Here is a 10381-nt window from a genome sequence, read left to right as displayed (position 1 = left end):
CTGCACGACCCACCAATGTAAAAAAGCGCCCTAAAGGCGCTTTTTTGCTATCTGCAATCTGGACGATTCGAACCTCCGCCCTCAGCCATTCAAGTTCAGCCATATTCTGCCGATACTCCTTATATTTACCTGTATAAGGCGTACACCATGACCGTTATCAGCTCTACCTCTATTCCAGCCCTGAAAACCACCAGCACCGCCGCACCCAGCGGTAACGACGCAGCCTCGCAAATGGCGCGCATTACCCAGCAGATCGTCAAACTCACCCAGCAGCTTAAAGAAATCGCCGACGGTAACGGCAGCGCCGAAGAAAAACAGAAACAGGCCGAAATGATTCAGGAGCAAATTACCATGCTGGAAGCCCAGCTGGCGCAGCTGCAGAACCAACAAGCTGAAAAAGCGCAGGAAAAACAAGAAGCCTCTGTGACAGCGATCACCAGTGTCAACAAACCCAGCGACGAACACCAGATCGACATCTACGTCTGATACAACGGATCCTGCTGGCGTTCATCCATCAGGCGCTGGCTTTGTTCGCGCACCACATCCCACAACGCCTGCGCGGCGGTGGAGAGCGAACGGTTTTTCCGCCGTACCAGCATTAACTGGCGCTCAACGCCAGGCGCCAGCCTTTTCACCACCAGCGGGCTGCCTTCCGGAAGCGGCAATGCCAGCGCGGGAATAATGCTAATCCCAATGCCCGCCGTCACCATCGGGAACAACGTCGCCGGGTGACCAATCTCCTGCACGATATCCGCCTCAATATCGTGCAGGCGCAGCGCGGCATCAATCAACATTCGGCTGCCTGACGCGTAGTCCTGAAGCACCAGCTTTGCCGCTTGCAGCGCCTGCCAACTGACGTACGGCAAATCCGCAAATGAATGATCGCGTCGACAAAGTAGAAAAAAAGGCTCCGACAGTACCGTTTCGCACTGCAAATCCCCTACCACACCAGGATCGATAACGATGCCAAAATCCACGTCCCCCTGACGAATACTTTCCAGTACCCACTGTTGAGGGCGGTCGTGCAGCACAAAGCGAATCTCGGGATAGCGCAGATTGCTCTCGGCAATACACTGCGGAATGAGATGTGCGGATATGGTCTGGCTTGCCGCTACGCGCACTGTCCCACTGAGCTGTTGGCCAATCCGCCCGGCTTCACGCAGCGTACTGTGGAACTCATCCAGCTGTCGTTCAAGCCGCTGCGCCAGCTGCTGCCCGGCCTCGGTCAGCACCACCTCACGCGTGGTGCGGTCGAGCAAACGCACGCCGGTCTGATGTTCCAGCTCCTTAACGCTATGGCTCACCGCCGACTGGCTGAGGCCAATGATCTCCCCGGCTCGGCTGAAGCTTTTAGCCCGGGCAACCGTAACAAACACCTTTAACTGACGCAGCGAGTAATTCATCTGTTTTTTTCATCAATGGATGCAATAAATCAATTTTATTTCTCAAAAATAAAAAAGCAAAATGTCTGCATCGATCTTCAGGAGTCTTTATGAAACTTTTTCGCGTTTTAGACCCGTTTACGCTAACCCTTATCGCCGTTGTCCTGCTCGCCACCTTCTTCCCGGCGCGCGGCGATTTTGTGCCGTTTTTCGAAAACCTGACCACCGCCGCCATCGCGCTGCTGTTCTTTATGCACGGCGCCAAATTGTCGCGTGAGTCGATTATCGCCGGCGGCAGCCACTGGCGTCTGCATCTGTGGGTGATGTGCAGCACTTTTGTGGTGTTCCCGGTGCTGGGCGTGCTGTTTGCCTGGTGGGCGCCTGTTAACGTCGACCCACAGCTCTACGCGGGCTTCCTGTACCTGTGCATTCTGCCTGCCACCGTGCAGTCGGCAATCGCCTTTACCTCGCTGGCGGGCGGTAACGTCGCCGCTGCGGTATGTTCGGCTTCGGCTTCCAGCCTGCTGGGGATCTTCCTCTCGCCGCTGTTGGTTGGCCTGGTGATGAACGTCCACGGCGCAGGCGGCAGCCTTGAGCAGGTCGGCAAAATTATGCTGCAACTGCTGCTGCCGTTTGTTCTCGGCCACCTGTCCCGCCCGTGGACCGCCGCCTTCGTGACAAAGCATAAGAAATGGATCGCCAAAACCGACCAGACCTCCATTTTGCTGGTGGTCTACTCCGCTTTCAGCGAAGCGGTCGTCAACGGTATCTGGCATAAAGTGGGCGTGGGTTCACTGCTGTTTATTGTGATTGTGAGTATCGTGCTGCTGGCGCTGGTGATCCTGATTAACACCGTGGTCGCTCGGCGGATGGGCTTCAATAAAGCGGATGAAATCACGATTGTCTTCTGCGGTTCGAAAAAGAGTCTGGCCAACGGTATCCCGATGGCCAATATTCTCTTCCCGACGTCGGTGCTGGGGATGATGGTGCTGCCGCTGATGATCTTCCACCAGATTCAGCTGATGACCTGCGCGGTGCTCGCGCGCCGCTATAAAGCGCAGACGGAAAAACTGCAGGCCAAAGAACAGGCCCGCGTGTAAAGTTAGCGCTTGAGGGGTTGCACCAATTGGCTCAACCCCTCGGTTTTAATCAACAGCGTCAGCTGCATCAGTTCACCAAGATGGCCCGCCGGAAACTGATCTTTGCGGGCAAACCACAGCAGATACTCTTCCGGAACGTCGATTAAACGTCGGCCTTTATACTTACCGAATGGCATCTCGGTATTAGCAATCTCAACCAGCTGCGCTTTATCCACCTTAGACTCCCAACAGCCGCAGCATTTCGGCTTCATCAATCACCGCAATACCCAGTTCCTGCGCTTTGGCAAGCTTAGAGCCCGCCGCTTCACCGGCAATCACCAGGTCGGTTTTCTTCGATACGCTGCCCGCGACTTTAGCCCCGAGTTCAACCAGCCGCGCTTTGGCATCATCGCGGGACATCTGGCTCAGGCTGCCGGTCAGCACTACCGTTTTACCGGCGAACGGGCTGTCTATCTCTTCGGCATTGATCACCACCGGAGCAGGCCAGTTGACGCCTTCTTTTAACAGTTGCTGAATAACTTCGCGGTTGCTGGCTTCGGCAAAAAAGTTAAACACGTGGTTAGCGACCACGACACCGACATCCGGCACCTTCTGTAGCTCTTCAATGGATGCGGCTTCCAGCGCCTCCAGCGTGCCAAAGTAGCCAGCCAGCCCGGCGGCCGTCGCCTCACCCACTTCGCGAATACCTAAGCCATAGAGGAAACGGGCGAAGGTCGTTTGTTTGGCTTTTTCCAACGCGTTAACCACATTCTGTGCCGATTTCGGCCCCATGCGATCCAGCCCGGTAAGCTTACCAGCCGTCAGCGTGAACAGGTCCGCCGGGGTATGGACGTACTCTTTCTCCACCAGCTGGTCGATGATTTTATCGCCCATGCCGTCAACGTCGAGCGCGCGTCGGGAGACGAAATGCTTGAGCGACTCTTTCCGCTGCGCGCCGCAGATCAAACCGCCGGTACAGCGGGCCACGGCTTCCCCTTCAACGCGTTCAACGTCGGAGTTACATACCGGGCAATGGGTCGGGAAAACAATCTCCTGCGTCACGTCAGGACGCTCAGAAAGCACCACGTTGACGACCTGCGGGATCACGTCACCGGCACGGCGGATAACCACTTTATCGCCAATGCGCAGCCCCAGACGCTCAATTTCATCGGCGTTGTGCAGCGTTGCGTTGCTGACCAACACTCCCGCCACCTGAACCGGCTCCAGACGCGCCACTGGCGTAATCGCCCCGGTGCGCCCCACCTGGAATTCGACGTCGCGCACGAAGGTCATCTGCTCCTGGGCCGGGAATTTGAACGCCACCGCCCAGCGCGGAGCACGGGCGACAAAGCCAAGCTGTTCCTGCAGCGCCAGCGAGTTGACCTTAATCACCACGCCATCAATATCAAAACCTAACGTCGGACGATCTTCTTCAACCTTATGATAGTAAGCGAGTACTTCCTCCGGCGAGTCGCACAGCGTCACGCGGTCGCTCACCGGCAGTCCCCACGCTTTAAACTGCAGCAAACGCCCCAGATGGGTATCCGGCAGCACGCCGCCTTCCAGTACGCCCACACCGTAGCAGAAGAAAGTAAGCGGTCGCTTCGCTGTGATGCGCGGATCCAACTGGCGCAGCGAACCGGCGGCGGCGTTGCGCGGGTTAGCGAACACTTTGCTGCCGGTACGGCGCGCCTCTTCGTTAATCTTTTCAAACCCGGCCTGGGGCAGGAATACTTCACCGCGCACTTCCAGACGCGCCGGGATGTTGTCACCGTGCAGCTTCAGCGGAATAGCGCGGATAGTACGAACGTTAGAGGTAATATCCTCCCCGGTGGTGCCGTCGCCGCGCGTCGCCGCGCTGACCAGCACGCCATTTTCATAGAGAATGCTCACCGCCAGGCCATCGAGCTTCAGTTCACAGCACCAGGTCAGCTTATCGCTGCTGTTCAGGCGATCCTGAACGCGCTTGTTAAACGCCAGGAAGCTCTCTTCATCAAAAACGTTATCCAGCGACAGCATCGGCACTTCGTGGCGAATCTGACTAAAGGCCGCCAGCGGCCCTGCACCGACGCGCTGGGTCGGTGAGTCAGCGGTAACTAACTCAGGGTGCTGCGCCTCCAGCTCGCGCAGCTCGCGCATCAGGCGGTCGTACTCGGCGTCGGGCAGTTCCGGCGCATCCAGCACGTGATACAGGTATTCATGATGGCGAAGCGTCGCTCGCAGTTCATTCAGTCGTTGTTCTATTGGTTGCATATCACACCATCAATGATAAAAAACCCCCGACAGGCGGGGGTTCAGGAAGGATTGAAAACGCACGAACCTTATCAGGCGTTGGCGTCTTTCACTTCGCGAATACGATCCTGATACTCGCGCAGCTTTTGTGGGGTCATCATACGACGCTGATCGTCGAGCACCACGCCGCCCACTTCATCGGCAATGTACTGCGCCGACTGGAGCATCAGCTTGAAGTTTTGCAGCTCGTCACCGTAGCCCGGCACCTGCATGAAAATCGTCACGCCAGGGGTCTGCATATCACTCATGTTGTCCGGATCAAAGGTACCGGGTTTGAGCATATTTGCCAGGCTAAACAATGCCGGGCCGCTTCCATCCGGGCTAAGGTGGCGATGGAAGATGTTCATGTCGCCAAACTTAAATCCGGCCTGTTGAATGCTGTTGAGCAACAACTCACCGTTAATGTGCGAGCCCTGGTGAGCGGATACGTTCATCACGATCACCGTCTCTTTACGCTCTGGCTTGACCGGCTGAGCAGGTTCCGGCGCGGGCTGAGCAACCGGCTCAGGCTGCTGTACCGGCTGCGGCGCTGGCGCTTCTACCGGCTGAGCGGGCTGTGGCGCAACGGGCGGCTGAGCAACCGGCTGCGGTTGCTGTACCGGCGCGTGCTGCGGCTGTTCAACAACCGGAGGACGCACAGGCTGTTGCGGCTGCACAGGCTGCGGCGGTGGAACCGGCGCGTGCTGAGCAGGCTGATGCGGCGGTTGCACGGGCGGCTGCTGTACCGGCTCCTGCACGCGCGCAGGCTGAGGCGCCTGACGCTCGTAAGGCGGCTGGTACTGGTGTTGGGGCGCGTGACGAGGTGCTTCATGCTCCCCGGCAACCCCAGGGGCGTGATTGACCTTGTGGACACGAACTTCACCCACGCCTTCAACATTGTCATCAAAGTCATCTTCCGACTCATCGTCGGCATCACGAGACTTCATACGCTTGATTGGGCGATCGCGGAACATCGAGGAACGTTCTTTACGGCTCGTCCAGAAACCATGAACCAGTAAAGCGAGTATGGCGATCGCGCCAACAATGATTAATATCAGACGCAAATCCTGCATCATTATATTCTCTGTTGTTCTAACACCTTGCCACCACGGCAAACATTTACTCACTAAGAGTATTTGCCCATCACGTCAAGTGCAAGTGTACACATGACATTCACCGCATAAAGATGAATTAAATCGTACTTTTTGCTTGTTTTTCGAACATTTCTTAACTGGTCATTGTCCAACAACTCGCTAATATAGTGTCGTCTTTTAATGTAGTCAGACAAAGGAGCTTCATCTGACCATGGTTTCATCGTCCACCCCTGCCGCACGTAGCGGCGTTTACTATTTCTCTCAGGGCTGGAAACTGATCGGCTTGCCGGGCATTCGCCGATTCGTCATCTTACCGCTGTTGGTCAATATTGTGCTGATGGGCGGCGCCTTCTGGTGGCTGTTCAGCAAGCTGGAGAGCTGGATCCCCTCGCTGATGGGGCGTATTCCCGACTGGCTGCAGTGGCTGAGCTATCTGCTTTGGCCGGTTATCGTGATTTCGATTTTGCTGGTCTTCGGCTACTTCTTTTCTACTATCGCCAACTGGATAGCCGCACCGTTTAATGGCCTGCTGGCCGAGCAGTTGGAAGCGCGCTTAACCGGCGCAACTCCGCCGGATACCGGTATTGTCGGTATTATGAAAGACCTGCCGCGCATCATGAAACGTGAATGGCAGAAGCTGGCGTGGTATCTGCCGCGCGCCGTTGTGCTGCTATTGCTCTATTTCATTCCGGGCATTGGTCAGACGGTCGCACCGGTGCTGTGGTTCCTGTTCAGCGCGTGGATGCTGGCGATTCAGTACTGTGACTACCCGTTCGATAACCATAAGGTGCCGTTTAAAACCATGCGTGAAGCGCTGCGCACGCGTAAGGTCACCAACATGCAGTTTGGCGCGCTGACCAGCCTGTTCACCTTAATTCCGGTGCTTAACCTGGTGATCATCCCGGTAGCTATCTGCGGCGCGACGGCAATGTGGGTCGACTGCTATCGCGATAAACACGCGATGTGGAAGTAAGCGCCTGCTGTTTCAGGCAGTTGCTCAGGTGACTGGCATCGTAGAAGTGACAGTATTCGGCAATATCCCGCAGCGAGAGAACGTCTTGCTGCATTAAAAATCGGGCGTGACGCAGCCGTAGGGCGATTAAATACTGCTGCGGCGTCATCCCGGTTCGCTGTTTAAAACGGCGCTGAAAGGTGCGTAACGTCAGTGAATAACGTTCCGCCAGCGTCGCCCACTCTACTCTGGACTGCCAGTGACACTCTATCCATGAAAGCGCAAGGCATAACCGTTCCTCCACGCTGAGTTTCGCATTCGTTTTCTGGCGATAACCCGGCAACTGGCTCAGCAGCCGCAGCAGGAAAGTTTCCTGCTGCGCGCTACGCAGCATCTCACTCTCGTTGCACTCCCCCATCTCAGTGCAGGCAAATGCGTTAATCTCCCCCACGACCTTCAGCCACTCGGGGACCGCCATATACCATAACTGTGGCTCTGGTTCCTCAAACAGCAGCGCAGTACGACTTTTAAACCAGTTCAACTCTCCCAGCGGAACATGCAACAGGTTAATAGCGCAGGTTTCCCGCATTTCAGTAAAAGCGTGACGATCGTCAGCACGCAGCGCCATAAAAGAGCCCGCGCGCATAAACCAGGGGTAGCCGTTGACGATATGGGTCATCGTCCCGGAGAGCAAAAAGAGTATTTCGTGATAATCGTGATCGTGCTCGGGGTAAGCGATGCCTGGCAACCAATATTGCACGCAAACACGATCGCCGGGGCGATTGAATACGCGGGATTGATGCAAAGTTTGCATGGCCATTTCCTGAGCTATCGTCAGAGTAGCGAAATTAAACTGCCGGCGATTAGCTTGTCAAACACCTTATTTTTAAAGGGAAATAATTTAAAAATCACGGCTGAAAATTGAGTTTTATTGTCCTCAGGCAGCGATTGAAAAAGCGTCATTTTCATTCTGTGAGGGCCAACACAGCTTCTGAGGATAAAAACGACAGGCTGGCCGAAGGGTGGCAATCAGATAAAAGTCAGCGACGTTTATTCGGGCTAACGTAGCGCCATCATTTCGCGATGGAGTGGAATTATATGGTCAGCACGATAAATAAGCAGGCTTATATCAGAATAAGCCTCTGTCTGTTTGTTTTCTATTTTGCATGGTCCACCAGTTGGTCCTTTCTGGCAATCTGGCTGGCCGATAACGTCGGCCTGAACAGTGAAAAGATTGGCTTTGTCCTGTCAATCAACGCCCTGTTTGCGCTGGCGATGAAGCCCGTTTGCGGCTATATCATGGATAAGCTCGGCCTCGGCAAACACCTGCTGGTCATCGTGACCCTCGCTTCGGTGCTGGCGGCTCCCTTTTTCATCTGGGTCTATCAACCGCTGCTCGGTTTTAATCTGATTGCCGGTATGCTGGTTGGCGCGCTGTATCTTTCCTTCGCGTATCTGGCGGGGGTGCTGGTGTTTGAATCCTACGCCGACCGCTACAGCCGCGCCTGGTCTTTTGAGTTTGGCCGCGTGCGGATGTGGGGTTCGATGGGCTGGGCAGTGGCGTCGCTGTTTGCCGGGCAGCTGTTCAACCTGTCGCCGAGCTACAACTTCTGCGTCACATCGCTGGCCTGCGTGGTGCTGCTTATGCTGCTCGGCATGCTAAAAACGCAGGGCGAAGGTATCGACTGGCAGGCGGTGAACGCCGGGCAAAAAGCGCCGGTCAATAAAACTGACGTTAAAATGCTCTTTACCCAAAGCGGATTCTGGATCCTGATGCTCTTTTACGGCGGAATTATCTGGATGATGCAGAGCGCCGAACAGCAGTTCCCGCGTTATTTTGTCAGCTTCTTTGCCGACCATAAACTGGGTAACGCGATGCTCGGTTATATGGGTTCAGTTCAATCCGCCGTCGAATTCATTCTTATGTTTTCTATTCCCTGGCTGATTAATAAAGTCGGCGCGCGCAACGGTCTCTTGTTAGCGGGTTTTGTGATTGGACTGCGGCTGATTGTTTCCGCACTGGCGACCCACGCGTGGATGATTGCCATTATTAAACCCTTCTACGGTCTGGAAATGGCGCTGCTGCTGGTATCCATCTTTAAATATCTCTCCCTCTACTTCGATAAGCGCTTAACCGGTACCGTTTATATGGTGCTCGGCTGCTTTAACTACTTAGGTATTGCGCTCATCAACCCCATTGCCGGAATGCTCTACGATCGCTACGGCTTCGCCAAAACCTACCTGGTGATGGGCGTCATTGCCTGGGTGATTACGCTTATCGGCATTCAGGTGCTCGGTAAAGGACGCTATGGCCGCACCTCGCCAGCGCCGATCTCCGCGACTCAGGGCTAACGCATATCATGCCTCATCCACATGGATGGGGCTTATACCTTGTCTTATTCCATCCCGCTTGCCATTATTTCCCTTCAGTATATAGATATGCGAAATCCTTACTTCCGCAGAATCTTTAAGCAGGTATGCTGGTCCAGTACCCCAAATTTCATACAGTTAAGGACAGGCCATGAGTAAGATTTTTGAAGATAACTCCCTGACTATCGGTCATACGCCGCTGGTACGACTGAACCGCATCGGTAACGGGCGCATCCTGGCGAAGGTTGAATCACGTAACCCGAGCTTCAGCGTCAAATGCCGTATCGGTGCCAATATGATTTGGGATGCCGAAAAACGCGGTGTACTGAAACCGGGTATCGAGCTGGTTGAACCGACCAGCGGTAACACCGGTATCGCTCTGGCCTATGTCGCTGCCGCTCGCGGTTACAAACTGACGCTGACCATGCCGGAAACCATGAGTATCGAACGCCGTAAGCTGCTGAAAGCGCTGGGCGCGAACCTGGTGCTGACTGAAGGCGCGAAAGGGATGAAAGGCGCGATTCAGAAAGCGGAAGAAATCGTCGCCAGTAACCCGGAAAAATATCTGCTGCTGCAACAGTTCAGCAACCCGGCTAACCCGGAAATTCACGAAAAAACCACCGGCCCGGAAATCTGGGAAGATACCGACGGACAGGTTGACGTTTTCATTGCAGGCGTGGGCACCGGCGGTACGCTGACCGGCGTGTCTCGCTATATTAAAGGCACAAAAGGCAAAACGGATCTGATTTCCGTCGCCGTTGAACCTACCGACTCCCCGGTTATCGCTCAGGCGCTGGCCGGTGAAGAGCTGAAGCCAGGCCCGCATAAGATCCAGGGGATCGGCGCTGGTTTCATCCCGGGCAACCTCGATCTGAAGCTGATCGATAAAGTCGTCGCGATTACGAATGAAGAAGCCATCTCCACCGCGCGTCGCCTGATGGAAGAAGAAGGTATTCTGGCCGGGATCTCTTCCGGTGCAGCGGTTGCCGCAGCGCTGAAACTCCAGGAAGATGAAACCTTTACCAATAAGAATATTGTGGTTATCCTACCGTCTTCGGGTGAACGCTATTTGAGCACGGCGTTGTTCGCAGATCTCTTCACTGAGAAAGAACTGCAACAGTAATGCCAGCGCGTTAAAATTGTGTAAAAAAGCACCCTTTTGGGTGCTTTTTTGTGGTGCACGTCAAACTTTTACCCCCCCTGGCATTGCTTCACCTCCGTAGGTCTGGTATT

10 protein-coding genes are annotated in these 10381 nt (G+C 55.0%); 5 read left to right on the top strand and 5 right to left on the bottom strand.

Going from position 1 to position 10381, the window contains the following annotated elements:
* Positions 1–147 precede the first annotated feature (147 nt).
* A complete protein-coding gene (locus tag ACW14G_RS01785) occupies positions 148–486 on the top strand; it encodes a FlxA-like family protein (protein ID WP_419058353.1) in 339 nt (112 codons plus the stop codon).
* On the opposite strand, the gene ACW14G_RS01780 is transcribed toward ACW14G_RS01785, so the two are convergent.
* Positions 477–1403 (bottom strand): LysR family transcriptional regulator, encoded by a 927-nt coding sequence (locus tag ACW14G_RS01780; RefSeq protein WP_455648427.1) that lies wholly within the window; start codon positions 1401–1403, stop codon positions 477–479. The two genes, ACW14G_RS01785 and ACW14G_RS01780, sit on opposite strands and share 10 nt — an antisense overlap.
* Before the next feature lie 89 nt (positions 1404–1492).
* Between ACW14G_RS01780 and ACW14G_RS01775 the strand changes: the two genes are divergently transcribed.
* Positions 1493–2482: a bile acid:sodium symporter family protein gene (locus ACW14G_RS01775; RefSeq protein ID WP_163446103.1), complete on the top strand. Its 990-nt coding sequence runs from the start codon at positions 1493–1495 to the stop codon at positions 2480–2482.
* A gap of 2 nt (positions 2483–2484) precedes the next feature.
* Here the strand turns inward: ACW14G_RS01775 and ACW14G_RS01770 are convergent, their stop codons facing one another.
* The 3 genes from ACW14G_RS01770 to zipA form a co-directional block, all read right to left on the bottom strand.
* Positions 2485–2697 carry a DUF3820 family protein gene (locus tag ACW14G_RS01770; protein WP_163446104.1) on the bottom strand — a complete coding sequence of 71 codons (213 nt, stop codon included), beginning with the start codon at positions 2695–2697 and terminating at the stop codon, positions 2485–2487.
* 1 nt (position 2698) lies between these two features.
* Positions 2699–4714 (bottom strand): NAD-dependent DNA ligase LigA, encoded by a 2016-nt coding sequence (gene ligA / locus ACW14G_RS01765; protein ID WP_249022930.1) that lies wholly within the window; start codon positions 4712–4714, stop codon positions 2699–2701.
* A gap of 71 nt (positions 4715–4785) precedes the next feature.
* A complete protein-coding gene (gene zipA, locus ACW14G_RS01760) occupies positions 4786–5808 on the bottom strand; it encodes a cell division protein ZipA (protein ID WP_249022929.1) in 1023 nt (340 codons plus the stop codon).
* A gap of 229 nt (positions 5809–6037) precedes the next feature.
* On the opposite strand from zipA, the gene cysZ reads away from it, so the two are divergent.
* On the top strand, positions 6038–6799 hold the full coding sequence (gene cysZ, locus ACW14G_RS01755; protein WP_065355855.1) for a sulfate transporter CysZ: 762 nt from the start codon (positions 6038–6040) through the stop codon (positions 6797–6799).
* On the opposite strand, the gene ACW14G_RS01750 is transcribed toward cysZ, so the two are convergent.
* Positions 6735–7592 (bottom strand): helix-turn-helix domain-containing protein, encoded by an 858-nt coding sequence (locus ACW14G_RS01750; RefSeq protein WP_074416779.1) that lies wholly within the window; start codon positions 7590–7592, stop codon positions 6735–6737. The two genes, cysZ and ACW14G_RS01750, sit on opposite strands and share 65 nt — an antisense overlap.
* A 284-nt stretch (positions 7593–7876) precedes the next feature.
* Between ACW14G_RS01750 and ACW14G_RS01745 the strand changes: the two genes are divergently transcribed.
* Positions 7877–9130, top strand: coding sequence for an oligosaccharide MFS transporter (locus tag ACW14G_RS01745; protein ID WP_163446108.1), 1254 nt, complete (start codon positions 7877–7879; stop codon positions 9128–9130).
* 169 nt (positions 9131–9299) lie between these two features.
* Positions 9300–10271 (top strand): cysteine synthase A, encoded by a 972-nt coding sequence (gene cysK / locus ACW14G_RS01740; protein WP_163446109.1) that lies wholly within the window; start codon positions 9300–9302, stop codon positions 10269–10271.
* The last annotated feature ends 110 nt before the right edge of the window (positions 10272–10381 follow it).

It is taken from the genome of Kluyvera sp. (genome assembly GCF_965301105.1).
Note: the sequence above shows the minus strand (reverse complement) of the source record. Positions and strands in the feature narration are given on the sequence as shown.